Genomic DNA, 26,869 nt, shown 5'->3' with positions numbered 1-26,869 from the left:
GCAGTCAAAGCATCTCGTTTTCGAGCGCAACCGGACTGCGGAAAAGCCGGATGAAATAGCTGTACAGCCCAGCCACGCAAAATGCGCCGCCGCCGACGATGCCGATGGTGACGGAGAGCCACAGCGCATGACCGAACCCTGACGTCGCCAAGACCGGGATGGCAAGCCCGACGGCTGCGAAAGCCACCGGCTGCCAGACGAAATCGAAGGGCAAGGTCATCAGCACCCTCACCCCGTAGAGCATCGCCAGCAGCGCGCCGACCATGGCGCCGACCATCAGGCTGGCGCTCGCCAGCCCGAACAGCGTCCCGGCCGCCACCGCACAGCCGTTCAGGAGCAGGCAGTCCACCGCCGACAACAGAAAGATCGAGCGCAGCCGGTGGCGCAGATGCGCAGGCGTCGGCAGCATGTTGAGCGTCAGGGCCCGGCACACGGACAGGCCGACGACGAAGGGCGCGGCATCGAGAAAGCCCACGCGCAACGCCGGTGCGATGACGAACAGGCCGACAGGCTGCAGCAGGGCAAAGATGCCGGCGGCCGTCATCAGCGTGAAACCCGTCAGCAGCGAGTAATAGGCGCCAAGCCGCGCCCGCAGCGCCGCAGTCTCGCCGTCGCGGTCGAAGAGCGACACAACGTCGGGATACTGGATGGCCTGCAGCGCCGAGACGATCAGCACGAAGGGCCGCTGCAGCAGGTCCAGCGCCAGCAGCGCGCCGGCGGCACCACCGGCACCCAGAGCGGCCGTGAGAATAGACTTCAGCCCGAGCGGCGCCAGCAAGCCGACGACCGAGGCACCGGCAGCGACGCTGCCGTAGACGAAGTGCTTGCGGACAACGGCAGCATCGAAGCGCCCCTCCGACACCCCGGCCCCACTGCGGCTGATTGCTATGGCCAGAAGCGTATAGACGGCGTAGCCGGCCAGCAGGCCACCGACGGTGGCAAGGAATGTCGGGTAGACAAGCGCGCCGCCGAGCGTGCCCAGCGCCAGGATCGTCGCCCGTGAGCCCTGTAGCCGCGAGAAGCTGCGAAACTCCTGGCGGAAGCGCAGCATCGTCAGGTGAAGGTCGCTGGCACCCTGGAAGATCGCCACCAGGCTGCCAACCAGCGCCACCGGCCACGGCACGCCGAACGGGATGGCAACGCAAGCGGCCGCGATGCAGAGGAGTGCGCAGGCCGCAAATTCCCGCTTCAGTGCCGCCCGCTCCGCCGCCTCGCTGCCGGGCAGGCCGGGATAGAAGCGGCTGCAGGCAAAGCGGATCCATTCGAAGCCGAAGATTGCGACAAACTGGCTGATGGAGATGAACAGCGAATAGGCGGAATAATCGGCCGGCGCCAGCCAATGGGCAACGACGACGAGAAGCCCGAACGCCACCGCCGCCTGATAGAAATATGCCGCCAAAGCCACGATCTTCGCCATCAGACGAGATAAGCGCAAAAAGCTGACGAAAATGCTAAGTCAGCGCCATCCGGCGCCCAGACTGCTGGCAAAGGTATTATCTCAAAACTCTGCAGGTCACTTGGGAAACTGATCCGCTTACCAAACTCCCCTCGTCCTCGCCCTTATGGCGGGAATCCAGTCACGCCAAGTCCTTCAGCCGAAAGATCCTTTGACCCGACAGACGTCGTGTCGCTGGATCTCCGCCACAGGGGCGAGGATGTGTATGGCCTCGCTCTCTTCAAACAAGCTTCCTCAGGGTTCGTCAGCAGTCTGAGCGCCATATCGCGCCAAACGCAATGGGTGCCTCGTAAGAATAGCTGCCGAATTGCCTTTGGCTGCGCGGCGCGTTAGGAGAGCCTGCCGTTTTGGGGATGGGACGAAGGGTGGCCTGGGTGCGGTTGCAGCACGGCCGCCATCCGTCGGGAGATAAACTATGGACGTGACCAGCACTATCGCCGACCTGCGTGCCAGACTCGCGCCCGGCATCCGCGCCGGACGCCGCATCGGCCTCGTGCCGACCATGGGCTACCTGCATGCCGGGCACCTGGAACTGGTGCGCCGCGCCCGCAGCGAAAACGACATCGTCGTCACCTCGATCTTCGTCAATCCGCTGCAGTTCGCCGCCGGCGAAGACCTGTCCAGCTATCCCCGCGATTTCGAGCGCGACAGCGCCATGCTGCGAACGGCTGGCGTCGACCATCTCTTCGCCCCCACCCCGTCGGATATGTATCCGCGTCCGATGCAGGCCGTCGTCGATGTGCCTGCGCTGGGCGCCGAACTCGAGGGTTCCGTGCGCCCCGGCCATTTCGCCGGCGTCGCCACCGTGGTCACCAAGCTCTTCAACATCGTCCAGCCCGACAACGCTTATTTCGGCGAGAAGGATTTCCAGCAGGTCACCCTGATCCGCCGCATGGTCGAGGATCTGGCCCAACCGGTTACCGTCGTCGCCGTGCCGACCGTGCGCGACAGCGACGGCCTGGCGCTCTCCTCGCGCAACAGCTACCTGACACCCCAGGAGCGCGCGGCTGCCGTGATCGTGCCTCAGGCACTGGCGGAAGCCGAGCGGCTTTACGACACCGGCCTGCGGGACCCCGCCGCGCTGGAGCGCGCTCTTACCGACTTCATCGCGCGCGAGCCTCTGGCCACCGCCGAGGTCGTTGCCGTGCGCGATCCGCAGAGCCTGAAGCCCTTGCAGGCCATCGGCGAAAGCCCGATCCTTGTGGCCCTGTTCGTACGGATCGGCGCCACCCGCCTGCTCGACAACCGGATCATCGGGCAAAGCAGCGCTCGCATTGAAGAGGCCGCCTGATATGAGTGCCACAACCCCTGCCAAGCGCACCACCCCTGCCCGGATCGAAGCGATGAAGGGCACACGCCCGATCGTGGCGCTGACCGCCTACACGACGCCGATGGCCCGGCTGCTTGATCCCCATTGCGACCTGCTGCTGGTCGGCGATTCGCTCGGGATGGTGCTTTACGGCCTACCAACGACGGTCGGCGTGACCATGGAAATGATGATCGCCCATGGCCAGGCCGTAATGCGCGGCGTTTCCCATGCCTGTGTCATCGTCGACCTGCCGTTCGGCTCTTACCAGGCATCGAAAGAGCAGGCCTTCACCAGCGCCGCTCGCATCATGAAGGAAACCGGCTGCGATGGCGTCAAGCTGGAGGGCGGCGCGGAAATGGCCGAAACGGTCGCTTTCCTGACGGCGCGGGGCATCCCGGTCTTCGGCCATGTCGGACTGATGCCGCAACTGGTCAACACGAACGGCGGCTACCGCGCACTTGGCCGCTCCGACCGGGAGGCCGACAAGATCCGCGCCGATGCGGCCGCGATCGGCAAGGCCGGCGCCTTTGCCATCGTCATCGAAGGCACGGTAGAGCCGCTCGCCCGCGAGATCACCGCGAGCCTGTCGATCCCGACGATCGGCATCGGCGCCTCGCCTGCCTGCGACGGTCAGGTCCTCGTGTCCGACGACATGCTCGGCCTGTTCAGCGACTTCAAGCCGCGCTTCGTCAAGCATTTCGCCAACCTCGCGCCGCTGATCTCGGAGGCGGCTTCGGCCTATGCTGAAGACGTGAAGTCGCGCTCCTTTCCCGGGCCGGAACATACCTTTCTGCCGAAAAGCTGATTCGATACTTCAGCCCTGGTCGATGCGCTCACGCTCGAGCAGGTAGATAGCCTCGCCGAAATCTTCCATTTGCCGGGTCAACGCCGCATGCGCATCGCGCAGGCCCTGATTGTAGAAAAAGGCACCGATATCCCTGGCGAAGAAGTCGAGCAGGAACTCCGCCGGCAACGCGCCGATCGTCTGATCCAGCTCATCGGAAAAATACTGCCGGATGCGGGCGATGGCGGCGGCCTTCTCCTCCTTCGGCAACACGATCTTTTTCATGCTTTGTCTCCTGTCTCGTGGGTTAAGTTCAGCGAAATCGATGCTCCCATCAAGGGAATTGAGTTGCCGCTTCCATGCCTTCGCCCTAAACGGGAGCCGGGAATCGATAAACAAAGGCTTGCCATGAATCGCGCGGATTTTCTTCAAGGGTTGCGCGGCGGAATTTTGGTGGGCCTGGCCTCCGTTCCATTCGGAGCCTTGTTTGGTGCCGTTGCGCAAAGTCATGGCCTGTCGCTCGGGGAACTGACCCTGATGAGCGGCATCGTCTATGCCGGCGCCAGCCAGCTGGTCGGCCTCGATCTCTTCGGCCACGACGTGGCCGCCTGGATCATCGTCCTGTCGATCCTGGCCGTCAATTTTCGCCACATCCTCTATTCGGCAGCCATCGCTCGCTATATCAGGCACTTCAGTGGCGTCCAGAAAGCTTTCGCCTTCTTCCTGCTCGTCGACCCGCAGTTTGCAGAGACCGTCAAACGCGGCGAAGCCGGGAAGACCGTAAGTTTCTCCTGGTACATGGGCCTCGGCGTAGTGATCTACATTCCCTGGGTTCTGGCCAGCCTTATGGGTGGCATGCTCGGCAGCCTGATCGGCGATCCCCGCACGATTGGCCTCGATGTCCTCCTGCCCGTCTATTTTCTCGGCATCGTCATCGGCTTCCGCAAGCGCGACAACTTCCTGCCGGTCGTCGTTGCCAGCGCTGTCGTCGCCATCGTCGCCTACCGGATCGTCGGCTCGCCCTGGCATGTCAGCATCGGCGCGCTCGCCGGCGTGGCGCTGGCGGCACTGCTGCCGCCGGCAAAGAGCAACCGCAAACCCGACCTTGCAGTCGAAAACCACGAGGTCTGACGATGACGACTTTCGACCCGCATATGCTGCTGCTGATCTTTTCCGCTGCCGTCGTCACCTACCTCACGCGCATCGGCGGCTATGTGCTGATCACGAGAATGACACGCATTCCACCGCGCATGGAGGCAGCGCTCAACGCTGTGCCTGCGGCCGTGCTCACCGCATTGATGGCGCCGACCTTTTTCAGCGGCGGCATCGACCTCAAGGTAGCGCTGGTGGCCGCCGCTGTGGTCGGCCTCTACCTGCCGGCCAGCGCTATGCTGGTCACCGGCTGGCTCGTCGTGATGGCCTGGCGCCACCTGCTGGTGGGTTGAATCCCGGCAGGAAACAATGCCGCTCAATGGACGAGCGGCAGCGTCGCATTCTCAAGCCAGGCGCGCACCTCGGCGTCGTGGATCAACGGCATCAACGCCTCGCGGGTGCGCAGATGATAATCGTTTAGCCAATGCAGCTCGTCATGGGTCAGAAGCTCGGCAATGATCAGGCTGCGATCGATCGGGCAAAAGGTCAGCGTCTCGAAGCCGAGCATATCGAGGTCTCCGCCGTCGACGGGCTCGGCGTCGCGAACATAGACGAGATTCTCGATACGAATGCCGAACGAGCCCGGGCGATAGTAGCCTGGCTCGTTGGAGAGGATCATGCCGGGCAGCAGCTCCTGCATCGACATCCGTGAAATACGCTGTGGCCCTTCATGCACCGACAGGAACGAGCCGACGCCGTGGCCGGTGCCGTGGGCGTAGTCAGCCCCGGCATTCCACAGGGCGATGCGGGCCAAGGGGTCGAGATCGCAGCCACGGGTCCCGACCGGGAAGCGGGCCATGCTGATGGCGATCATTCCCTTCAGAACCAGCGTGAAGAACCGCCGCTGCTCTTCGGGCACGGCACCGATGGCAACGGTGCGGGTGATGTCGGTGGTACCGTTGATGTACTGCGCACCGGAATCGATCAGGTAGAGTTCGCCCGCCTGCAGCAGCCGGTCGCTCTCGGTGGTGACGCGGTAATGGATGATGGCGCCATGCTCACCCGCCCCCGAGATCGTATCGAAGGAAAGGTCCTTCAACGGGTTCTGCATCGCCTGTCCGACCTCAGCGCGGATCGCCTCCAGCCGCTCGGCCGCCGCAATCTCCGAGACGGTCGCAGGCTTGCGGGTCTCGAGCCAATGCAGGAAGGCCACCATCGCCGCGCCATCCTGAAGGTGCGCCGCCGCCGAGCCGTTGAGCTCGGCCTGGTTCTTCCGCGCGCGCGGCAGCTTGGCGGGGTCGCTACCCTCGACGACCTCGCCACCGGCATTGCGAATGATGTCCGTCAGCGCCTGCGATGCGAGGTCGGGGTCGACCATGACGCGCGCGCCATTAGCGGAGACTGCGGCCAGCCTGTCGGCAAGATCGGCCGGCGACAGTTGCGTGCAGAGCTGCGCCAGATAGGCTTCCGCCTCGATATCGGTCTTGCGGTTGTCGAGAAACAGCTCCGCCCTTCCGCCGGCGTGGATGATCGCGCGGGCAAGTGGATGCGGGGTGTGCGGCACGTCGTTGCCACGGATATTGAAGATCCAGGCAATGGACGAGGGATCCGTCACCAGCAGTGCTGCGCAGTTTTTCTCCACGAGATGCGTGGCGATGGCGCCAATCTTTTCGCTGGCAAGGACACCGGCCTGGGCCACGGTCTGGATCGTCACCGCACCGAGCGGCGCCTCCGGACGGTCAGTCCACAGGCGGTCGAGCGGGTTGTGCGGCAAGAGCACCAGCGCGCCGCCGATCTCGGCAAGCGCCTTTTCCAGCCTGCGTACTTCCGCCCCGCTGTGCAGCCACGGATCGATACCCAGCCGCATGCCCTTGGGACCATGCTTGCCAAGCCACTGATGCGGCGGCTCGCCGACAAGATCGCCGCCGGAAAACACCGATGTGTCGACCTGGTCGAGAAGCTGCGTCGTATAGCGACCGTCGACGAAGACGATCGCCTGTGACCGCGTTACCAGCGCAATGCCGGCCGACCCCGTGAAACCGCTGAGCCAGGCCAGCCGCTCCGCGTAGGCAGGCACATATTCGCCCTGGAACTCATCGGCCCGAGGCACCAAAAATGCATCGATCGCGAGCGCGTCGAACGCCGCCCGCAGGGCCATCACCCGTTCGTGGCCGAATTGCGGTGTGGAGGTGACTTCAAAAGACTGGAACATGAGATATCCGAATGCTGAAAGGCGAATCCGCCTTGGGTCATGGCTGCATGTTAGCGCAATTTGCTCCTATTGCGAGCCAGGGCGTCTTATTAATGACCATTAACGGCAATTAACGACTGCGCCTAATTCGTGGGCAAAAAATCCGCATTATGACTCAATCACGACAATACCCATATCATTAATGCATAGCTCCCATTCGACATTAAATCTGTGCTGCAGTGCGGGATAGTTTATAAGAGGTTCATCAAAAGGGTTCAAACGGACCCACCGAAAAGGAATACGACTATGGCAACTCCCCGTTTCGCATACAGCAGCCCGATGCAGGCTGGCGAACGCCGGACCGTCCGTCACGTTATCGGCGCCCTGCGCTCGGTCGAGACTGAAGCATCGCGGATCATCGGCGTCAGCCGTGGCGACGTTCGCAACATCAACACCAGCTACGCATTCTAAGATCGCTCGATCCGGCTTCTCCTCCCGGCCGGTCCGCGACGAATGCGCTTAGTCCGCTTGAGCAACTCCTCCCCTCGGCTCGCGGGCACAATGATCAGGTAATACTGATCTGCAAGGCGGCACCCCTGGTGTCGCCTTTTGCATTTTTTGTGAAATCAATGACTTGGTGAAAAGCCCGGATTCGGTTTGACAGCTATGGCCGATCGAGGTGAATCGTGACCCAGCCATTGCGCCAGATGGTGCGCACATGGCGCAGGCGTGCGCCGTTATAGGCTGCAATCACTTTCCAGCGTTGTGCGGCCAGGATGCCAGACAGAATGACGGAGCCGCCCGGCGCCAGATGATTGGCCAACTGCGGCGCCATGCGGATCAGCGGGCGCGCCAGAATGTTGGCGATGATCAGGTCGAAGGGGCCATGCCGCGAAAAAGCCGTCGAATGAAAGCCCGGAGCGGTCTCGAGGCTGATTCCCGACACAATGCCGTTGCGTACGACGTTTTCGCGGGCGACCCTCACGGCAATGGGATCGATGTCGGTGGCCAGCACCGGAATGTTCTTCAATTTGCGCACGGCGATGGCAAGGACGCCGCTGCCGGTGCCGAGGTCAAGTGCGTTGCGGACGCGGCGGCTGCGCACGACCGTTTCGATGGTTTCCAGGCAGCCTGCGGTGGTGCCATGATGGCCGGTGCCGAAGGCCTGGCCGGCGTCGATCTCGATGGCGATCTCGCTGGCACGAATCTTGTCACGGTCATGCGATCCATGCACGACGAAGCGACCGGCATGGACGGGTTTCAGGCCATCCAGCGACCGGGCGATCCAGTCGACGTCGGGAATGATCTCCTTGTCGATCGCAAGGCCCGGATAGGCTTCGGCCAACAGCGCCTCGAAGCGCGGCCGGACATCCTCTTCCTGCTCGGCGTAGAGATAGATGGAGGCTTCCCAGATGTCTTTCTTCTCGTCGATCTCGGACGTTGCGATCGGCAGTTCCTCGTCCTCGAAGACAGGCGTCATCAGGTCGAGGATCCGCTCGGCGTCGCGCTCGGTCGTCGTCACGTAAAGGCGAATCTCATTCAACGCTTTGGTCTCTCATCGTCAGAAGGCCCCGCTGATCCACGGCGGCTTTGCCGTGTCGTACCCCGCGATGCTGCGCAAAAGCAAGCGGCGGACGGCCGGAACCCGAAAAAGCAGTGGCACCAACCGGTCCCGCACCGCTGTTGCCAGCGGCTGCTGCATCGTGACCAGGCGCGTCAAGCGACGGGTCTGCTTCAGCACCTGCCGGACGGCGGGCATGCGCAGGTCCGAATAATCCCGTTCGCGGCCCTCGGAAATGAGGTGGGCGAGCCAGCAGGCGTCCTCGATGCCGAGGTTCATGCCGCGCGCCCCGGCCGGCGAATGGATATGGGCGGCATCGCCCGCGAGAAAGACATTGCCCTTCGACATCGCAGCAACATGGCGGAAATGGATCTGGAACTGCGACGACCAGGTCTTTGCGAGAATGGCGTCCGGATGCACGATCCGACGCTCGAAATCCGGCAGCGTCGATATGAAGCGCAACGTATCCGCTGAAACCGGAAGCCGCCCGATCATGCCGGGATCGTAAAGGCTGATCTCGGCGAAATGCGAATCGACCGGCTGCCCATAGCGGAAATCGGCGAGATAGAAATGCGCCTCGAGCGCCTGGCCCGGAAAGCCGAGGCCGATCGCCTTGCGCACTGCCGAATGGGCTCCGTCGGCGCCAATGAGGATGTCGACGGAGAGGGCCTGCTCAGTGCCGTCGTGGTGACGCAGCCGCACACCGGGCCGGATCGCATCCGGCGCCGTCACTGAAACGCGCGTCTGCCACTCCGGCACGATGCCATAGCCTGCAAGTGCCGACAGGAGAATCCGCTCGGTGGCACCCTGCGACAGTCCGCGGATCGCGGAAAAGCGGCCCTTGATGACATGGGTGTCGACCTCGGCCAGCAGTCGGGTTCGTGAGCGCACCCGGAAGTGGGCGATGTCCTGCGCCTCAGCCAGGATCCGATCCGCCACACCAGACGGCGACAGAAGCGTCAGCGTGCGCGCATTGATCCCGAGGGCACGGCTTTCCGCGAGCGGCGTCGGCCCTTCGCCATCATCGACCAGCCGCGGCGAAAATCCGCGCCGCGCCAACTCCAGCGCTACTGCCAGACCGACCGGCCCGGCACCGACGACAAGAATGTCCCTGCTTCCCCCGGCCATGGCGCCCCTATCCCTTCTTGATCAGGTTCTCCAGCTTCTTCACCGCCGTTGCCGGGTCCTCCTGGTAGGAGATGGTCCCGGCAAAACGTCCCTGCCCGTCGAGCAGATAGACCGAGGCGGAATGATCCATGGTGTAGTCGCCGCCGGGATCCTTGTCGTCGGCCGGCACCTTGACCGCATAGACGCGGAAACCGTGCACCATGTCAGTAACCTTGTCGACTGGGCCCGAAATCCCGGTGATCCGCTTGGAGACGTTGGAAACATACTCATTCATGATAGCAGGCGTGTCGCGCTCGGGATCGACGGTGACAAAATAGGCGCCAAGCCTGGAGCCGTCCGGATCGACCTTCTTCAGCCAGCCATCCATCTCGAACAGCGTTGTCGGGCATACATCGGGGCAATGGGTGTATCCGAAGAACACCGCCGACGGACGGCCGCGAAACGCCTGCTCGGTGATCGGCTTGCCATCCTGCGCCACCAGGGTGAACGGCACGCCGAACGGACCGCCGGAGTTCGCCGTTTCCGGAGATCTGGTGAAATAGAAGGAGCCGGCGCCGAGGAAGGCGGCCATCAGCACGACCAGAACCCAAACAGCAATCCGCAATTTCTTCATACCAGTCTCCGATGCCGATCCGCCGCGCACGAGATGCTCGCCTTGACAGTCCGCGTCATACCGTTTGGTACGGAATGCCGCAATTCAACTTCAAGTATGAAATATTGAATTAGGGAGGGGTAATAGACTTAAGCAATGTTAAGCTGTTCGTAATATCTATCGGTCAACATCCTCGGCAAAGGCTTAATGCCACGAATCACATCCGTCGCTCTGGAAAGAACGCACATGTCGAACGCCATCAAACAATCGGGTGCTTACCTGGAAATCGTCTCCTTCCACCTCGCCGATCAAGAGTTCTGCATCGACATCATGGCGATCCGCGAAATCCGCGGCTGGGCGCCAGTCACCCCGATGCCGCATACGCCGAGCTATGTCCTCGGCCTGATCAACCTGCGTGGCGCCGTCATTCCCGTCATCGACATGTCCTGCCGCCTCGGCATGAAGATGACCGAGCCGTCCGAGCGCTCCGCCATCATCGTCACCGACATCGCCGGCAAGCTGGTCGGCCTGCTTGTCGAGCAGGTGTCGGACATGATGACCATCAAGAGCGAAGACCTGCAGCCGGCCCCGGAAATCATCCCGGAAGCCCAGCGCGCCTTCTGCCGCGGCATCGTCGCTCTGGAAAAGACCATGGTCTGCTTCCTCAACCTCGACACCGTCATCGCCGACGAACTGGCCCAGGCCGCCTGAGCCAGTCATCTGGCGCGACGCGAATCATGCGCACCGATCGTCTCTGGCGCACCGATCGTCGCTTCCCCGCCGATCGTCATCCTCGGGCTTGACCCGAGGAACTATCCCGCTCCCTTTCGTCGACCTGCAGATCCTCAGCACAAGGCCGAGGATGACGGCGGCTGACTGTTGTCGGCCACGCGCCTGCGCAGCCGGGCGCCTTGGCAATCTCACGTCCCGTCATCCTCGGGCTTGACCCGAGGATCTATCCCAATCCCTTTTCGTCGACCTGCAGATCCTCGGCACAAGGCCGAGGATGACGTGCGGATTGCGGCCGGTCCTTAGCTAAGGCCGAGACCAATACCGTTTTCCCAAGGACTCACGGAGCTGGCTTGCCCTTCGTCCACGTCACCTGCTGGCCATAAAGCGGGATGGTCGAGATCGACATCTTGGCCGAGCCGTCCGTCAGTTCGCGGCTATGGGCGAGATAGATCAGCGTGTCGTTCTTCTTGTCATAGATGCGGTTGACGACGAGCTTCTTCCAAATGAGCGACATGCCCGACTTGTAGACCTCCTCGCCGCCCTGCGAGAGATTAATGTCGCCGACCTGGATCGGCCCGGTCTGGCGGCAGGCAATCGAATTGTTGGACGGGTCTTCGAACCACTTGCCCTTGCGCAACCGGTCGATGACGCCCCGGTCGAAATAGGTGACATGGCAGGTGACGCCGGTCACTTCCGGATCGGCGACGGCATCGACGAGAATGTCGTTGCCCGTCCAGTCGACGCCGACCTTGCCGACGACCTCGGCCGATGCCGAGCCGGCGATGAGCGTGAAAACGGAAACGGCGGCAAGAGCAAAGCGGCGCATGGAAAACTCCCTGTTGTTCCGTCGCCGAAGATAAGTCTCAGGCGCAGCTTTGCAAGGAGAGAGGTCAGCGCTTGCGGCAGGTGCAGGGCTCGTAGCCGCGAGACGTCAGGCGGCCAATCTTCATGCCGATCGCAGCTGGGATGCCGCCGACGTCGATAGCCTTGACAGCCCTTGCCATCTCGATGGCCGCCGACGCGCAGATGGCGGCGTCTTCGGCGGCATTGTGGTGCTTGAAACGCAGGGCCAGATGCTCGGCGATGACATTCAGCCGGTGCGAGAGCAGCTGCGGCCAGATCCGCTGCGCCATCTTCAGGCTGCAGAGATAGGAGAGCTCCGGATAGGACTGGCGGTAATGATCGAGGCTCGCCCGCCAGACGCTGAAATCGAAGGAGGCATTGTGGGCGATCATCGTCGCGCCGCGAAAATCGTCCTGGAACTCTTCCATCACTTCCGGAAAGGACGGTGCATCCTCGACATGCTCCGGCCGGATGCCGTGGATGGCGATGTTGAAGCCGGAAAAGCGCATCTCCTTCGGCCGGATGAGCCGCTCCTCGACCCGGCTCACCCGCCCGTCCTCGATCCACGCGAGCCCGACCGAACAGGCACTGCCGCGCTGCTCGTTGGCCGTTTCAAAGTCGATGGCGATGGTTTTCAAGGGGTGGTTCCGATTCGTCCGATGCCCGCTTGTAGCGGGGCTCAACCTCTGAATCAATTTGACAGTATCATTGACATTCGCCGGCGGATGTCGAAAACTTTCCGCATGATCGGTTCGCTCAAAATCACCATGCTTCACATCACCACCACCACCCACCCAGGGTGTGGGGATGCGTTGCCGGGCTAGAACCCGACCGATTGTCCCGACAACCCTGCCCGAGGCGAGCAGGGTTTGGGAACCGGCTCTCCTCTTTTCAAATGGAGAGAACCGTGAACGATATCGAGAAACAAGACCCCACAAAAACGCCGCCCGCCGGCCTGTGTATCCGTGCCGCAGAGGTCGGTGATGCCGAGGGCATCGCCGCGATCGCCAACCTTCCCGGCTACCGCGCCGGAACGCTGCGTCTTCCCTATCAGACGATAGAAGATACACGGCGCTGGCTGTCAAAAGCCCAGTCCAACTCACCAAATCTGGTTGCCGTGCTTGAGGGAAATATCGTTGGAAACGCCGGACTGCGCCGGCTCGAGGGGCGAAGGCAGCACGTCGCCGGCATCGGCATGGGGGTGCATGATGCGTTTACCGGCCGACGTATTGGCAGTGCGCTTCTGGCTGCCCTGACCGACATGGCCGACAACTGGCTGAATATCCGCCGCCTGGAACTGACGGTATATACCGACAACGATGTGGCCATCGCGCTCTACCGCCGATTCGGATTTGTCGAGGAAGGCCGGTGCAAGGATTTCGCCTTCCGCAATGGCTCTTATATCGACGCCCTGTCGATGGCGCGCCTGCGCGGTTGAGGAGGGACGAGGGGCTCGTCCCCTCACCCGATCAGCGCCAGCCATTCGTCCTCGTCCATCGTCTGGACTCCGAGTTCGCTGGCCTTGTCGAGCTTGGAGCCGGCGCCGGGGCCGGCGACGACGATGTCGGTCTTCTTGGAGACCGAGCCGGACACCTTGGCACCGAGGCTTTCGGCGGTGGCCTTGGCCTCGTCGCGTGTCATCTTTTCCAAGGTTCCGGTGAAGACGACAGTCTTGCCAGCGACCGGGCTGTTGGACGCCCTCGGCTGTTCGGCAGCCTGCGGGCGGACTTCCCTCAGCAGGCGGGCGATCACCTCGCTGTTGCGCGGCTCCTTGTAGAACTCGACGATGGCGCGGGCCACCACCTCGCCAATGCCCTCGATGGCGTTGAGATCGTTCCAGGCGTCGCCGGAGAGTGGCGCCGCCTCGCGCATCGCCTCGCCGAAGGCCTCGTAGGTGCAGTAGGAGCGCGCCAGCAGCTTGGCATTGGTCTCGCCGACATGGCGGATGCCGAGCGCGTAGATGAAACGCTGCAGGGCGATCTCGCGGCGCCCGTTGATGGCGGCATAGAGCTTGCCGACGCTGACCTTGCCGAAGCCGTCGATGTTCTCGAGCTTGGTAAGCGATGCCTTCTGGCGTTCCTCCAGCGTGAAGATGTCGGGCGCCGTGCGGATCTGCAGCGCGGGGTCGTCGCTTTCGAAGAAGAAATCGATCTGCTTGGCACCGAGCCCCTCGATGTCATAGGCATTGCGCGAGACGAAATGCTTGAGGTGCTCCTTGGCCTGCGCCTGGCAGGCAAAGCCGCCGGTGCACCGGGTGACGGAATCGAGCTTGCCGGTCTTCTCGTTGAGTTCCCGCACCGCGTGGCTGCCGCAGACAGGGCAGACCTTCGGAAACTCGTAAGGAACGCTCGACGCATCCCGCTTCTCCAGCACCACGTCGACGATCTGCGGGATCACGTCGCCTGCCCGCTGGACGATGACGATATCGTTGATCCGGATGTCCCGCCCCTCGCGCAACATCTCGCCGCCATTGCCGATACCCTTGATATAGTCCTCGTTGTGCAGCGTCGCGTTGGTGACGACGACGCCGCCGACGGTGATCGGCTCGAGCCGCGCCACAGGCGTCAGCGCCCCGGTCCGGCCGACCTGGATGTCGATGGCCGTCAGCCGCGTGAACGCCTGCTCGGCCGGAAACTTGTGCGCAGTTGCCCAGCGGGGCGAGCGCGAGCGAAACCCGAGCCGGGCCTGCAGGGCCAGTTCGTCGACCTTGTAGACGACGCCGTCGATATCGTAGTCGAGGTCGGCACGTTTGAGGCCGATCTCGTCGTAGTGGCTGAGGATATCGGCGACCGATTCCAGCCGCTTCATCAGCGGATTGACCGGAAAGCCCCAGCGCCCGAAGGTCTCGACCATGCCGAATTGCGTATCGGCCGGCATCTCAGACATCTCGCCCCAGGCATAGGCGAAGAAGCGCAGCTTGCGGCTTGCCGTCACCTTGGCGTCGAGCTGGCGGAGCGAGCCTGCAGCCGTGTTGCGCGGGTTCACATAGGTCTGCTTGCCCTCCGCCTCCATCTGGGCGTTCAGTGCCAGGAAGTCGCTCTTGGCCATATAGACCTCGCCGCGCACCTCGACGATATCTGGCGCGTCCTCCGGCAGCGTATTTGGAATTTCCTTGATGGTGCGGATATTGGCCGTGACGTTCTCGCCGGTCGTCCCGTCGCCGCGCGTCGCGGCACTGACCATCCGGCGATTCTCGTAGCGGATAGACATCGACAGCCCGTCGATCTTCGGCTCGGCGGTGAAGGCGATCGACTGGTCCGGCAGACGTCCGAGGAAGCGGTAGATACCGGCCACGAAATCCTGCACGTCCTCTTGCGAAAACGTGTTGTCGAGCGACAGCATCGGCCGGGCATGGGTGATCTGGGCGAAGGTTTCGGACGGGGCAGCCCCCACATGCCGCGACGGACTGTCCATGCGCACCAGCGCCGGAAAGCGCGCCTCGATGGCATCGTTGCGCCGCTTCAGCGCATCGTAGTCGGCATCAGAAATCTCCGGCGCGTCCTTGCCATGATACAGCGCGTCGTGATGGGCGATCGCTTGTGCCAGCCGCTCCAGCTCAGCGGCTGCATCGGCCTCGGTCAGGTCCTCGACGGATAAAACTTCGCTCGGCATCGATATCACTCCACAGATTCTGCGGATCTTTTTAGAGCAATTTCACGCGATGGAAAGATGCACTGCGACAGCAGCACTCAGACTGCTGACAAACCCTGAAGAAGCTTGTTTGACGAGAGCGATACCCTACTCTCCCTCATTCTCACCCTTGTTGCGGAGATCCAGCGACACGACGTCTGCCGGGTCAAAGACGCTTTCAGCTCAACGACTTGAGTAGACCGGATCTCCGCAACAAGGGTGAGGATGAGCGGAGTTTGCCAACCGGCTCAATGTCCCGAGTGACCTGATATTACCTTTGTCCGCAGTCTGATGCCCTGCGACAGCAGCGCTCAGCCGTTTCCTGATATCAGCCGGGCAGCGGCCGCCCTCGCCTCATCCGTGATCGATGCGCCGGCCAGCATGCGGGCGATTTCTTCGGTCCGGTCCTCCGGCGCCATGGTCGCCACTCGCGTCGCAATCTTTTCCGAACCGTCGGCTGACGGCCCCTTGGAGATCAAAAGGTGCGTCGCCGCCCGTGCTGCCACCTGCGGCGCGTGGGTGACGGACAGAACCTGCACCTTCTCCGACAGCCGCTTCAGCCGCTGGCCGATGGCATCGGCCACGGCACCGCCGACGCCAGTGTCGATTTCGTCGAAGACCAGCGTCGGTGCCGAGCCCCGGTCGGCCAGCGCCACCTTCAGCGCCAGCAGGAATCGCGACAGCTCGCCGCCGGAGGCAACCTTCATGATCGGTCCAGGACGGGTCCCAGGATTGGTCTGGACATGGAATTCAACGACATCGATGCCCTCGGCCGTGGCCGTCCCCGTGTCGCTGGTGATTTCGACCATGAAGCGGGCCCGCTCGAGCTTCAGAGCCGGCAGTTCCGCCATGACGGCGTCGCTGAGCGCTGACGCCGCGTTGTGGCGCTTGGCCGACAGCTGGCCTGACGCCGCGTCGAAATGGCCCTTTGCAACCGTCAGCTCGGCATCGAGCTTGGCGAGCTTCTCCTCGCCGGCATCGACCTCGGCCAGATCGGCCATCATCTTTTCGGCAAGGTCCGGCAAACCGGTGACCGGCACCGAATATTTGCGTGCCGCGCCGCGCAGCGCAAACAGCCGCTCCTCGACGCGCTCCAGCTCGCGCGGATCGTATTCCGTCTTGCGCAGTGCCGTCTCGACTTCCATCTGGGCGTTCGACAGCTGGTCGAGGGCCGCATCCAGCAGCGCCACGGTATCTTCCAGCAGGCCGGGCGCCTCCTGGCTCTTGCGCTCGAGACGGCGCACCAGCGAAGCGATATGCGGCACCGGCGAGGCATTGCCGTTCAGGAATTCGGAGGCTTCCGAAATATCGCCGGCGATTCGCTCGGCCTTCATCATCTTCGAGCGCCGTTCGGCGAGATCGTCCTCTTCCCCATCCTGCGGTGACAGGGCTTCCAGTTCCTCCACAGAAGCGCGCAGGTAATCGGCCTCGCGGGCGGCAGCCTCGATCTTCTCGCGGTGCCTCTTGAGCGCCCGCTCGCTGTCTCGCCAGATGCGGTAGAGGCCGGAGACAGTCTGAACCTCTTCGGTGAGACCGGCAAAGGCATCGAGCAGCGTGCGGTGGGCATTGGTGTCGACCAGCGCGCGGTCGTCGTGCTGGCCGTGGATCTCGACCAGCAGCTGTCCGGCCTGGCGCATCAGCTGGACGCTGAGCGGCTGGTCGTTGACATAGGCCTTGGTGCGGCCGTCGGCGGATTGGGTGCGGCGGAAAATGAGGTCGCCATCGTCGTCGATGCCGTTTTCGCGGAGCAGCTTGCGGGCACCGTGGTCCATGGCGACGTCGAAGACGGCAGTGATCTGGCCGCGTTCCTCGCCATGACGCACAAGCCCGCCGTCACCACGGCCGCCCATGGCCAGCGACAGGCTGTCGAGCAGGATCGATTTGCCGGCGCCTGTCTCTCCGGTCAGGACAGACAGGCCCTTTTCAAAGGCAAGGTCCAGCCGTTCGATCAGGACGATATCGCGGATCGAAAGCTGGACAAGCATCTCTTCTTAAATCTCAACTGCTGCCAAGAACAAGCTTCTTGCCGGCGCGCGCAATCCACGATCCGCCATTTTCGCGGGGCTCGACACCGCCGCTCTTCAGCAGCTTGAAGGAGTCTGCGTACCACTGGCTGTCCGGGTAATTGTGACCGAGCACGGCGGCGGCTGTCTGCGCTTCCTCGACGATACCCATCGCATAATAGGCTTCGACGAGACGCGCCAGCGCTTCCTCGATCTGGTTTGTTGTCGGATAGTTTTCGACGACGACCCGGAAGCGCGAGATGGCGGCCAGATAATCCTTGCGCTCCAGATAATAGCGCCCGATCTGCATTTCCTTGCCGGCGAGCTGATCCTTCGCGAAACGGATCTTCGTCTGCGCGTCGTCGACATATTCGGACTTCGGATAGTTGTCGACCACCTTCTGCATCGCCTCGATGGTCTGCTGCGAAGCGCGCTGATCCTGGGTGACGCTGACGATCTGCTTGGCGTAGGACGCGCCGATCAGATACTGCACATAGGCGGCATCGTCCGAGCGCGGGTATTGTTTCATGTAGGTGTTGCCGGTGGTCACGGCATCGTCGTAGTTGGCGGTGCGATACTTGACGAAGGTGCTCATAACCAGGGCCTTGCGGCCCCAGTCGGAAAACGGCTCCTGGCGGGTGATGGCATCGAATTTCTTGCCGGCCTCGCCCATGTTGCCCGCCTTGATGTTGGCAAGCCCCTGATTGTACAGCTGCTCCGGCGGATCGAGATCGACGCCGAGCTTGGTGATGTCGATGTCCTTGTCGGACTGGCAACCGGAAACGAACGCGCTGGTCCCTGCGAGGAGAAGCGTGACGAGCAGAGCCCGCGCTGTAATCTTCATGCTTTCAGATCCTGCAAAACCCATTCGGAAAATCCCAATTACCGCCAAGACAAAAAACGAGTGCTACCGGCCCGCGTTTCTATCCACAAAAGCGTCGTCAGGGCAACGCAATGATGAACCATTAATGCATTTTTGTGGCGCGCAAGCGATATAAAAGCACTTCCCTCACCTGCCCGTTTGGTTCACCCCAAGAAAAAGCCGCCCCCTTTCGGAGGCGGCCGCCTTGGTCAAAACATTATCTGGAGGTCATGCGGACCAAGGCGCAAATTCGGGGGCGTTGACGGTGACAAAGTCACGCGCGGCCGGCTTGCGGCGCGGTGCCGACGTCTCGACAACTTCGTAGGCCGAGGTGTCGTTGAGCAACGCCTTCAGGGCATTGGCATTCATCTTGTGGCCACCGCGATAGGAGCGGTAGCAGCCAATGAACTGCGTCCCGGCCAGCGCCAGGTCGCCGACGGCATCGAGCGTCTTGTGGCGCACGAACTCGTCCTTGGCATAGCGCAGGCCTTCGACGTTGATGACGGTGTTGTCGTCGGAAATCACGACCGAATTCTCGAGCGAAGAGCCGAGCGCGTGGCCGGATGCCCAGAGGCGTTCGACATCGCTCATGAAGCCGAAGGTGCGGGCCCGCGAAAGTTCGGCCTTGAACGTCTTGGCGTTCATGTCGCCTTCCCACTTCTGGCGACCGATCAGCGGGCAATCGAAGTCGATCTCGACTTCGAAGCGCGTGCCGTCATAGGGGCGGAATTCGCACCAGGAGCCACCGGATTCGATACGCACGGGCTTGACGATGCGGATGTAGCGGCGCTTGACGCCGAGCGGCACGATGCCGGTCTGCTCGAAGGCTTCGACGAAAGGATAGGAGCTGCCGTCCATGATCGGCATTTCGGCGCCATTCACTTCGATCAGCACGTTGTCGAGACCCATGGCATAGATCGCAGCCATGACGTGCTCGACGGTCGCTACCGAACGGGCGGCGGAAAAACCGAGAACGGTGCAGAGATCGGTGTTGCCGACCTGCGAGGACACGGCGCGGAGCTCGGTCACATCACCATTGTCGTGCATGCGCTGGAAGACGACGCCGGTATCGGCCTCGGCGGGCAGGAACGTGATCGACACGTTGGCGCCCGAGTGAACGCCGATTCCGGACAGTGTCAGGGGGGCTGCAATAGTCGTCTGAAAGCCCAGCAATCCAATTGCCATTTACGTTCTGCCTTATCTTACGGTACCTAACGCACATCCAAGTAGAGGCTGGTTATGTGTCTGCCCGGTCAATTAGTGCATGAAATCGAAATGCTATCCGTCTGCAGATTCGATTACATGCGTCTCATGGCACCTACATACGCGCCACGCCGCACCATTCCAAATCACTGTTTCTTTCGCTGTGTAACGGAATCAGGTCACTGAAATGAATGGGGAATTGGGAAGAGTCCGGCCTCCAAAAAAAAGTACCCGGCGCGAAGATTCACGCCGGGTGCCAATGGCTGCTAGCCTGTTCGCTTAGTTAGACTGCCGACGAAGGAAGGCAGGGATTTCGAGCTGGTCGTCCTCATTGCTGACCCGCGCCTGCGGCTGCTGACGGCCGTGATCGTCGAGTTGGCCACGACGCGGTGCGTAGAGGCTGGCTTCGGCCGACAGCGGACGACGCTGCTGGGAAGCAGCCGTCGGAGCCGGCGCCGTCATGTCGGCGGAGACATCGTCCTCGTCGCGGCGGCCGAGCGAATTGGTGATTCGCTTCAGCAGGCCCATCGGACCACGCTCTTCCGGGGCAACCGGATGCGGCTGGGCGCGATGGTCCATCTCGGCTTTGACGACCGGCGAGAAGTCCTCGACCTTCGGCATGCGGACCGGCTCAGGCGCCTGACGGATTGTCGGCTCCTGGCGCATCGGTGCCGGCTGCGGAGCCTGCATGACAGGCTGCTGCATCACCGGAGCCGGCTGCGGAGCCGCTGCCGGCTGGCGCAGGACGGGGGCTGCCTCAGGGGCCGCGGCAAACAGACGGCTCTGCGGACGGAAGGTTTCTTCCTGCACGACCGGCTGATGGGCGACCGGCTGCTGAGCCGGGGCCGGCTGACGGGCGGAGAGCATTTCCAGCTCGCGTTCCATGTCTGCTTCAGCCATGCGAATGGTCTGGGCGATCGGATCGGCGGCCTTCGGTGCCTGCGCGACAAAGGCAGGCTGAGCAGCGGCCGGTGCCGGAGCAACGGCCGCGGAAGGACGGACAATCGGCTTCGGCATGGAGCGCAGCTCCATGTTGCGTTCGGCCGCCATGTTCATCGCGCGGTCGATGCCGGTGGCCACGACGGAGACGCGGATGATGCCCTCAAGCGATTCGTCGAAGGTCGCGCCGAGGATGATGTTGGCGTCCGGATCGACTTCCTCGCGGATGCGGGTCGCGGCTTCGTCGACTTCGAACAGCGTCAGGTCGCGACCGCCGGTGATCGAGATCAGCAGGCCCTGCGCGCCCTTCATCGAGGTTTCGTCGAGCAGCGGGTTGGCGATCGCAGCTTCGGCGGCCTGCATGGCGCGGCCGTTGCCGGATGCTTCGCCGGTGCCCATCATCGCACGGCCCATTTCGCGCATGACGGAGCGAACGTCGGCGAAGTCGAGGTTGATGAGGCCTTCCTTGACCATCAGGTCGGTGATGCAGGCAACGCCCGAGTAGAGAACCTGGTCGGCCATGGCGAACGCATCGGCGAAGGTCGTCTTGTCGTTGGCGATGCGGAACAGGTTCTGGTTCGGGATGACGATCAGCGTGTCGACCGACTTCTGCAGTTCCTGGATGCCCATTTCGGCCAGACGCATGCGGCGACCGCCTTCGAAGTGGAACGGCTTGGTGACGACGCCAACGGTCAGGATGCCCTTGTTGCGGGCGGCCTGGGCGACGACGGGAGCAGCACCGGTGCCGGTGCCGCCGCCCATGCCGGCGGTGACGAAGCACATATGCGTGCCCTGCAGGTGGTCGACGATCTCGTCGATGCACTCTTCAGCGGCAGCGCGACCGACTTCCGGCTGCGAGCCGGCGCCGAGACCTTCCGTGACGTTGACGCCGAGCTGGATGATCCGCTCAGCCTTCGTCATGGTCAGCGCCTGGGCGTCCGTGTTGGCAACCACGAAGTCGACGCCCTGGAGGCCGGCCGTGATCATGTTGTTGACGGCATTGCCGCCACCGCCACCAACACCGAACACGGTGATGCGGGGCTTGAGCTCGGTGATGTCTGGCTTCTGCAGCTTGATCGTCATGGTACCGTTCCTTCTTGTCTATGACCGCGTCGCCACGCCAGCCAATTCACTCAATGTGCTCACCCGTGCCGGAAGGCGCTGCCGCCCGGCCCGGAAATTCAAAAACTTTCCTTCAGCCACTGCCCTACCCGGGCAATGCGGCTGTTGTTGCCGCCGAGCGACGAAAGCAGTCCGCTGCCGCCCATGTGGGTTTCAAGATCCGCCACCTGCGGGTAGATCATCAGGCCCACTGCCGTCGAAAAGGCCGGTCCCTTGGCTGCCGTCGGCAGGCCGGAGACGCCCATCGGGCGGCCGATGCGAACGTTGCGCGCCAGGATATGCCGGGCCACCTCAGGCAGGCCGGTCAGCTGGCTGGCACCGCCGGTCAGAACGACGCGCTTGCCGACGATCGGGCTGAAGCCCGAGCGCTGGATGCGGTCGCGGATCAGCTCCAGCGTTTCCTCGATACGGGCGCTGACGATGCGCGACACCAGCGCACGCGGCACCTGGGTCGGCTGGTCGCGGTCATCTTCGCCGATCGGCGGGATGGAAATCATTTCGCGGTCGTCGCCCGGATTGGGCAGCGCCGAGGCGTGCACGACCTTCAGCCGTTCCGCATCCTCGATGCGCGTCGACAGGCCGCGGGCCAGATCGGTGGTGACGTGATGGCCGCCGATGCTGACGGCATCCGTGTGCACCAGCTTGCCTTCGGCGAAAACCGAGATCGTTGTCGTACCGCCGCCCATGTCGATGGCGGCGCAGCCGAGTTCGACCTCGTCGTCGACCAGAGCCGCAAGACCGCTGGCATAAGGCGTCGCCACCATGCCCTCGACCGAGAGATGGGCGCGGTTGACGCTGAGCTCGAGGTTGCGCAACGCCGAGCGTTCGGCCGTTACCACATGCATGTCGACACCGAGCGCATCGCCGAACATCGACAGCGGATCGCGCACGCCGCGCTCGCCGTCGAGCGAATAACCGGTTGCCAGCGAGTGCAGGATGGCACGGTCCTGGCGCAGCGACTGCTGGCAGGCGGCCGTCAGAACCTTCTTCAAATCGTTGGCTTCGACTTCCTGGCCGCCGAGATCGATGGTGGCGGTATAGATGTCGCTGCCGAGGCGCCCGGCCGAGACGTTCACGATCAGGCTTTCGACCGTCAGGCCAGCCATGCGCTCCGCAGCGTCGACGGCGAGACGAATGACGCCTTCGACCGCGTCGAGATCGGCGATGACGCCGGTCTTGATGCCGCGCGAGCGCTGATGACCTATACCGATGACCTCTACGTTATGCGTGCGGCCGGGAAGTACCTGCGTCTCCTCGCGCGGCGTCAGCCGCCCGATCATGCAGACGATCTTGGTCGAGCCGATGTCCAGCACCGAAACGATATGCGACCGCTTCGACGAAAGCGGCTTCAGACGCGGCAGACCGAAATGGGACGAACCGAATAAGCTCATGTGTCTTGTCCCGCCTTTTTCAGAGCCTTGGTTCTCAAATCCAGCGCCGCCTGGCGACGCACCATTGCATCCGGCGTCAACTCGACCGTCGTGCGATCTTCCAATCGAAGATCGACAGCGGCGATGTCGCGCGCCAGCAGATTTTGCTCCTTGTCGAGCTTCGCGAGCTTGGCCAGCGCCTGCGAGAGGCCGTCTTCCGGCAGCTTGATGACGATGCCGCTGTCGAGATAGAGATCCCAGCGGCGACCGGCGACGCGCACGAACGCCTTGACGTGGCTGCGAAGATCCGGCCAGGCGGCAAACATGTCACCAACCGAGGTCGCGGCCGTTTCCGCATCGCGGCCGACGAACAACGGCAGGGTCGCAAACTTGTTGTCGCGAAGCGGCGCGATCACGGTGCCGTTCTGCTCGATCAGAGACAGTTCGGCTCCATGCTGCCAGATGCCGTAAGCGGCCTTTTCCTTGAGCTTCACTTCGATCGTCTTCGGGTAAACCTTGCGGACCTCGACGTTCTCGACCCATGGCAGGCTGGCAATCTTCTGGCGGGCAGCATCGACATCGAGCGCCACGAGCGAGGTTGTGCCATCGAGGCCGAGCAGCTGCAGGATCTCGATTTCCGAGGTCTGATCATTGCCGGAAACCTTGACATCTTCGATGGCAAAGCCGGCAGCAGCGGTCGTCGCCTGGGCAACCGTCTGGGTGTGACCACCGAGCGACATGCCGTAGAGACCGGTCGCCGCAAAGAATGCCAGCGCCGAGACAGTACCGAGGTGCGCCGGCACATAGATGCGCCCTGAACCGAGACTCACCAAGAAACGCACGGCGCGGCGGAGCGGCCGCGGCAGGACGAACAGGTCCTCCGGCAAATCCGTCACCACCGGAGCGCGGTGGCGCGAATGCTTCATCCTCTTGACCGTCAGCGCAAACATGACGCGTCCTCCACCATCCACCGGAGAAATTCGCCAAACGAGTAGCCGGCGTGGCCGGCCATTTCCGGCACAAGTGAAGTCGGGGTCATTCCGGGCTGCGTGTTGATCTCCAGCCAGATAAGCTCACCATCTTCGGAAAAGCGCTCGTCGTAGCGGAAATCTGATCGTGTGACCCCGCGGCAGCCGATTGCTTGATGCGCCGTTAACGCTAATCTTTGTATTTTTTGGTAAATATTTGGTGAAATTTCCGCCGGAATTACGTGCTTCGATCCCCCGGCGGCGTATTTCGAGTCATAATCATAGAAGCTGTGACCCTGCGGCACGATCTCGGTGACCCCGAGCGCGACATCGCCCATGACGCCACAGGTGAACTCGCGGCCGCCGATGTAACGCTCCACCAGAACCTCATCGCCGTAGCGCCATTCCGACGACGTGATAACCTGCGGCGGATGCGCCTGACCCTCCTGAACGATGACCACACCGAAGCTCGACCCTTCGCGGACCGGCTTGACGACATAGGGCGCCGGCATCGGATGTTCGGACCCGAACGCGAAGCGGTTCATGACAAGCGATTCGGCCACAGGAACGCCCGCGTCCCTGGCGACCAGCTTGGCGCGCGCCTTGTCCATCGCCAACGCCGAGGCGGCAACGCCGGAGTGTGTATAAGGAATTTGCAGATATTCGAGGACGCCCTGAATGGTCCCGTCTTCGCCGAATGGCCCATGCAGCGCATTGAAGACGACATCGGGGGCAAGCTCAGCCAGACGGGCGGAGATGTCGCGCTCGACGTCGACGAGCGAAACCTTGTAGCCCTGCCCTTCTAGAGCTGCAGCGCATGCCTTCCCCGAGGAAAGGCTCACCGGCCGCTCCGAGGAAAAACCGCCGAACAGGACGGCAACATGCTTCTGGCTCATCAATACACCCCAAAGAAAACATCAGTCCCTAGGCCGGGACGCTTGCCCGAAGCTTTTACCGGGCGACTCCACCCGCTTCGTTACAGCCCCATTAGAGCCCGATTATAGTTAACGAAGCGTTTACTTTCGTTAACCTCCTGCATCTTTCGGCCTCTCCAGCACAAAAGAATCAAATCGAAGCACCCGATTTCCCCTCTTGGAATCAGAGGTTTAAGCCTGTGGCAAGAGCGACTTATCAATTTTCCGGAAATGAGACTGCCCGCGTTCAGCTCATCCGGGGCTTGGGGCCGATGGCGCCGGTGCCGGCCTTCGACAAAAATGCAGATCGGTTTCTCCCCGCGCTTATCGCGGAAAGCACCGCGGCCATGCAAACAAACCAGACGCGACATTTTTGTGCGGCGCACCAACGATTTCGGCCGGAAAATTGCCACTTTTGCGTTTGCGCGGACCTTAAATTGCGTTATGGGCCGTTAAGTTGAACTTAGCATTCCGGATTGGTTAGAACATGACACAAGCGATATCGCCGCTATCGCCGGCTCCCTCGTCGCAAAACAAGACTGCCTTGAATTCGCCCGCGCGCGTCCTGCTGGCGAGCCTGATCGGTACCACGATCGAATTCTTCGACTTCTATGTCTATGCGACAGCTGCTGTCCTGGTGTTCCCGACGCTGTTCTTCCCGAGCAGCGACCCGACCTCGGCGGTGCTCCAGTCCTTCGCTACCTTCTCGATAGCCTTCTTCGCACGGCCAATCGGCGCCATCGTCTTCGGCCATTTCGGTGACCGCATCGGCCGCAAGGTGACCCTTGTCGCCGCCTTGATGACCATGGGCGTTTCGACCGTACTTATCGGCTTTCTTCCGTCTTACGCCTCGATCGGCGTCGCAGCACCGCTGCTGCTGGCGCTCTGCCGGTTCGGCCAGGGCTTTGGCCTCGGTGGCGAGTGGGGCGGCGCGGTGTTGCTGGCGACTGAGAATGCCCCTGAAGGCAAGCGGTCCTGGTACGGCATGTTCCCGCAGCTTGGCGCACCGGTCGGCCTGTTTCTGTCATCCTCGGTCTTCTGGCTGCTGCTGCACTTCATCTCCCAGGAGGACTTCATCACCTGGGGCTGGCGCGTCCCGTTCATCGCCTCGATCGTCCTCATCGGCATCGGCATGTGGGTCCGCCTGTCGATTACCGAGACGGCGGAATTCAGCGAGGCTGTCGCCAAGCACGAACGCGTCGCCGTTCCCGTGGTCGAGATTTTCAAGAACCACAAGCGCAGCCTGATACTCGGCACCTTCGTGGCGCTGGCAACCTTCGTGCTATTCTACATCGGCACCGCCTATCTCCTCTCCTATAACGTCAAGGTCCTGAAGATCAGCTTCCTCGATGCCCTGCTGGTGCAGATCGTTGCCTCGGTGTTCTTCGGCATATTCTGCCCGATCGCCGGCAAACTGTCGGATATCTTCGGTCGCCGGACGGTGCTGGTCGCAACGACTGTCGGCATTGGCCTGTTCTCGTTCTTCCTGCCAACGCTCCTGACCGGCGGCATCACCGAGATCTACATCTTCGCTGCTCTCAGCATGGCCCTGATGGGCATGACCTACGGACCGATCGGCACGGCGCTCGCCGCGCCGTTCCCGACCGCCGTGCGTTACACCGGCGCTTCCATCACCTTCAACTTCGCCGGCATCTTCGGCGCCTCGCTGGCCCCCTACATCGCCACCTGGCTCGCCAGCACCTACGGCTTGGCCTATGTCGGCTACTACATGGCAGTCGCGGCCCTGATCACGCTGGTCTGCATCCTCTTGTCGGGCAACGAAGAAATCTGACAACGCCGAGCTTCAACGAAAAAGGCCGCGAAACTCAGGTTTCGCGGCCTTTTTTGTTGAAGGAATTAAAGCCTAATTCCCAGTCGGCGGGCGCTTGTTTGTATCTTGGCGAGGCTCTGTAATAAGAACAGCCGCCCATACACTGCCGGCAATGACCACAGGCAAGATATACAGGAAGAAAAACGTCGCTGAATTCATGGCTGCAACCTCCCGAGTAGGTGTCTTCCACACAAATGTAGGATCACAGCCATAAAAAGCCAAGTGATCGTTGAGATGACGATCGGCCATGACAGCGCGGGAAATGCTCCACCATTAGACAATGATACGGCTGGCGCAACGAAGCCTGCCGCAGCACAGGCTGTAGACAAACGATCGATT

Annotated in this window: 24 protein-coding genes; 8 read left to right on the top strand and 16 right to left on the bottom strand. The window is 62.4% G+C overall.

Going from position 1 to position 26,869, the window contains the following annotated elements; all coding sequences use genetic code 11:
* Positions 1 to 4 precede the first annotated feature (4 nt).
* Entirely contained in the window at positions 5 to 1,405 is a 1,401-nt protein-coding gene (locus VH564_RS10740) for a hypothetical protein (protein ID WP_423339812.1), read from the bottom strand.
* Between the two features lie 466 nt (positions 1,406 to 1,871).
* On the opposite strand from VH564_RS10740, the gene panC reads away from it, so the two are divergent.
* Positions 1,872 to 2,747 carry a pantoate--beta-alanine ligase gene (gene panC, locus VH564_RS10735; protein WP_423339811.1) on the top strand — a complete coding sequence of 292 codons (876 nt, stop codon included), beginning with the start codon at positions 1,872 to 1,874 and terminating at the stop codon, positions 2,745 to 2,747.
* Position 2,748: 1 nt separating this feature from the next.
* The gene (gene panB / locus VH564_RS10730) at positions 2,749 to 3,570 is read left to right on the top strand and encodes a 3-methyl-2-oxobutanoate hydroxymethyltransferase (protein ID WP_423339810.1); all 822 of its coding nucleotides are present in this window, start codon (positions 2,749 to 2,751) and stop codon (positions 3,568 to 3,570) included.
* A gap of 9 nt (positions 3,571 to 3,579) precedes the next feature.
* On the opposite strand, the gene VH564_RS10725 is transcribed toward panB, so the two are convergent.
* Entirely contained in the window at positions 3,580 to 3,834 is a 255-nt protein-coding gene (locus VH564_RS10725) for a DUF2164 domain-containing protein (RefSeq protein WP_423339809.1), read from the bottom strand.
* A gap of 123 nt (positions 3,835 to 3,957) precedes the next feature.
* On the opposite strand from VH564_RS10725, the gene VH564_RS10720 reads away from it, so the two are divergent.
* The gene (locus tag VH564_RS10720) at positions 3,958 to 4,680 is read left to right on the top strand and encodes an AzlC family ABC transporter permease (RefSeq protein WP_423339808.1); all 723 of its coding nucleotides are present in this window, start codon (positions 3,958 to 3,960) and stop codon (positions 4,678 to 4,680) included.
* Between the two features lie 2 nt (positions 4,681 to 4,682).
* Positions 4,683 to 4,994: an AzlD family protein gene (locus VH564_RS10715; protein WP_423339807.1), complete on the top strand. Its 312-nt coding sequence runs from the start codon at positions 4,683 to 4,685 to the stop codon at positions 4,992 to 4,994.
* Between the two features lie 23 nt (positions 4,995 to 5,017).
* Here the strand turns inward: VH564_RS10715 and VH564_RS10710 are convergent, their stop codons facing one another.
* Positions 5,018 to 6,853 (bottom strand): aminopeptidase P family protein, encoded by a 1,836-nt coding sequence (locus tag VH564_RS10710; protein WP_423339806.1) that lies wholly within the window; start codon positions 6,851 to 6,853, stop codon positions 5,018 to 5,020.
* A 285-nt stretch (positions 6,854 to 7,138) separates the two neighbouring features.
* Between VH564_RS10710 and VH564_RS10705 the strand changes: the two genes are divergently transcribed.
* Entirely contained in the window at positions 7,139 to 7,303 is a 165-nt protein-coding gene (locus VH564_RS10705) for a hypothetical protein (RefSeq protein WP_423339805.1), read from the top strand.
* A 193-nt stretch (positions 7,304 to 7,496) separates the two neighbouring features.
* Here VH564_RS10705 and VH564_RS10700 read toward each other — a convergent pair whose 3' ends face one another.
* From VH564_RS10700 to VH564_RS10690, 3 genes are read right to left on the bottom strand one after another with little or no spacing between them, the layout of a single operon-like run.
* On the bottom strand, positions 7,497 to 8,375 hold the full coding sequence (locus VH564_RS10700; RefSeq protein ID WP_423339804.1) for a 50S ribosomal protein L11 methyltransferase: 879 nt from the start codon (positions 8,373 to 8,375) through the stop codon (positions 7,497 to 7,499).
* An 18-nt stretch (positions 8,376 to 8,393) separates the two neighbouring features.
* On the bottom strand, positions 8,394 to 9,521 hold the full coding sequence (locus VH564_RS10695) for an FAD-dependent oxidoreductase (RefSeq protein WP_423339803.1): 1,128 nt from the start codon (positions 9,519 to 9,521) through the stop codon (positions 8,394 to 8,396).
* A gap of 7 nt (positions 9,522 to 9,528) precedes the next feature.
* Positions 9,529 to 10,134, bottom strand: coding sequence for an SCO family protein (locus VH564_RS10690; RefSeq protein WP_423339802.1), 606 nt, complete (start codon positions 10,132 to 10,134; stop codon positions 9,529 to 9,531).
* A 225-nt stretch (positions 10,135 to 10,359) separates the two neighbouring features.
* Here VH564_RS10690 and VH564_RS10685 point away from each other — a divergent pair, with 225 nt between their 5' ends.
* Positions 10,360 to 10,824, top strand: coding sequence for a chemotaxis protein CheW (locus VH564_RS10685; RefSeq protein ID WP_423339801.1), 465 nt, complete (start codon positions 10,360 to 10,362; stop codon positions 10,822 to 10,824).
* A gap of 358 nt (positions 10,825 to 11,182) precedes the next feature.
* On the opposite strand, the gene VH564_RS10680 is transcribed toward VH564_RS10685, so the two are convergent.
* Both VH564_RS10680 and VH564_RS10675 read right to left on the bottom strand, forming a co-directional pair.
* Positions 11,183 to 11,671 (bottom strand): CreA family protein, encoded by a 489-nt coding sequence (locus VH564_RS10680; RefSeq protein WP_423339800.1) that lies wholly within the window; start codon positions 11,669 to 11,671, stop codon positions 11,183 to 11,185.
* A 64-nt stretch (positions 11,672 to 11,735) separates the two neighbouring features.
* Entirely contained in the window at positions 11,736 to 12,326 is a 591-nt protein-coding gene (locus VH564_RS10675; protein ID WP_423339799.1) for a 3'-5' exonuclease, read from the bottom strand.
* A 269-nt stretch (positions 12,327 to 12,595) separates the two neighbouring features.
* On the opposite strand from VH564_RS10675, the gene VH564_RS10670 reads away from it, so the two are divergent.
* Positions 12,596 to 13,126, top strand: coding sequence for a GNAT family N-acetyltransferase (locus tag VH564_RS10670; protein WP_423339798.1), 531 nt, complete (start codon positions 12,596 to 12,598; stop codon positions 13,124 to 13,126).
* Positions 13,127 to 13,149: 23 nt separating this feature from the next.
* Here VH564_RS10670 and ligA read toward each other — a convergent pair whose 3' ends face one another.
* From ligA to VH564_RS10630, 8 genes are all read right to left on the bottom strand, one after another.
* Positions 13,150 to 15,300 (bottom strand): NAD-dependent DNA ligase LigA, encoded by a 2,151-nt coding sequence (gene ligA / locus VH564_RS10665; protein ID WP_423339797.1) that lies wholly within the window; start codon positions 15,298 to 15,300, stop codon positions 13,150 to 13,152.
* Between the two features lie 329 nt (positions 15,301 to 15,629).
* On the bottom strand, positions 15,630 to 17,303 hold the full coding sequence (recN, locus tag VH564_RS10660; RefSeq protein WP_423339796.1) for a DNA repair protein RecN: 1,674 nt from the start codon (positions 17,301 to 17,303) through the stop codon (positions 15,630 to 15,632).
* A 13-nt stretch (positions 17,304 to 17,316) separates the two neighbouring features.
* Positions 17,317 to 18,189 carry an outer membrane protein assembly factor BamD gene (locus VH564_RS10655; RefSeq protein ID WP_423339795.1) on the bottom strand — a complete coding sequence of 291 codons (873 nt, stop codon included), beginning with the start codon at positions 18,187 to 18,189 and terminating at the stop codon, positions 17,317 to 17,319.
* A gap of 222 nt (positions 18,190 to 18,411) precedes the next feature.
* The gene (lpxC, locus tag VH564_RS10650; protein ID WP_423339794.1) at positions 18,412 to 19,368 is read right to left on the bottom strand and encodes a UDP-3-O-acyl-N-acetylglucosamine deacetylase; all 957 of its coding nucleotides are present in this window, start codon (positions 19,366 to 19,368) and stop codon (positions 18,412 to 18,414) included.
* A gap of 297 nt (positions 19,369 to 19,665) precedes the next feature.
* Positions 19,666 to 21,408 carry a cell division protein FtsZ gene (gene ftsZ / locus VH564_RS10645; protein ID WP_423339793.1) on the bottom strand — a complete coding sequence of 581 codons (1,743 nt, stop codon included), beginning with the start codon at positions 21,406 to 21,408 and terminating at the stop codon, positions 19,666 to 19,668.
* 98 nt (positions 21,409 to 21,506) lie between these two features.
* Complete coding sequence (gene ftsA / locus VH564_RS10640; protein ID WP_423339792.1) at positions 21,507 to 22,838, bottom strand: cell division protein FtsA; 1,332 nt, start codon at positions 22,836 to 22,838, stop codon at positions 21,507 to 21,509.
* Complete coding sequence (locus tag VH564_RS10635) at positions 22,835 to 23,767, bottom strand: cell division protein FtsQ/DivIB (protein WP_423339791.1); 933 nt, start codon at positions 23,765 to 23,767, stop codon at positions 22,835 to 22,837. Before VH564_RS10635 ends, ftsA begins: the two co-directional genes overlap by 4 nt.
* Complete coding sequence (locus tag VH564_RS10630; protein WP_423339790.1) at positions 23,755 to 24,681, bottom strand: D-alanine--D-alanine ligase; 927 nt, start codon at positions 24,679 to 24,681, stop codon at positions 23,755 to 23,757. The genes VH564_RS10635 and VH564_RS10630 overlap by 13 nt, the downstream gene beginning before the upstream one ends.
* Before the next feature lie 505 nt (positions 24,682 to 25,186).
* Between VH564_RS10630 and VH564_RS10625 the strand changes: the two genes are divergently transcribed.
* Positions 25,187 to 26,491 carry an MFS transporter gene (locus tag VH564_RS10625; RefSeq protein ID WP_423339789.1) on the top strand — a complete coding sequence of 435 codons (1,305 nt, stop codon included), beginning with the start codon at positions 25,187 to 25,189 and terminating at the stop codon, positions 26,489 to 26,491.
* Positions 26,492 to 26,869 lie beyond the last annotated feature (378 nt).

The sequence above is a fragment of the Rhizobium sp. HT1-10 genome, from assembly GCF_049472505.1.
Taxonomy (GTDB): domain Bacteria; phylum Pseudomonadota; class Alphaproteobacteria; order Rhizobiales; family Rhizobiaceae; genus Rhizobium.
Note: the sequence above shows the minus strand (reverse complement) of the source record. Positions and strands in the feature narration are given on the sequence as shown.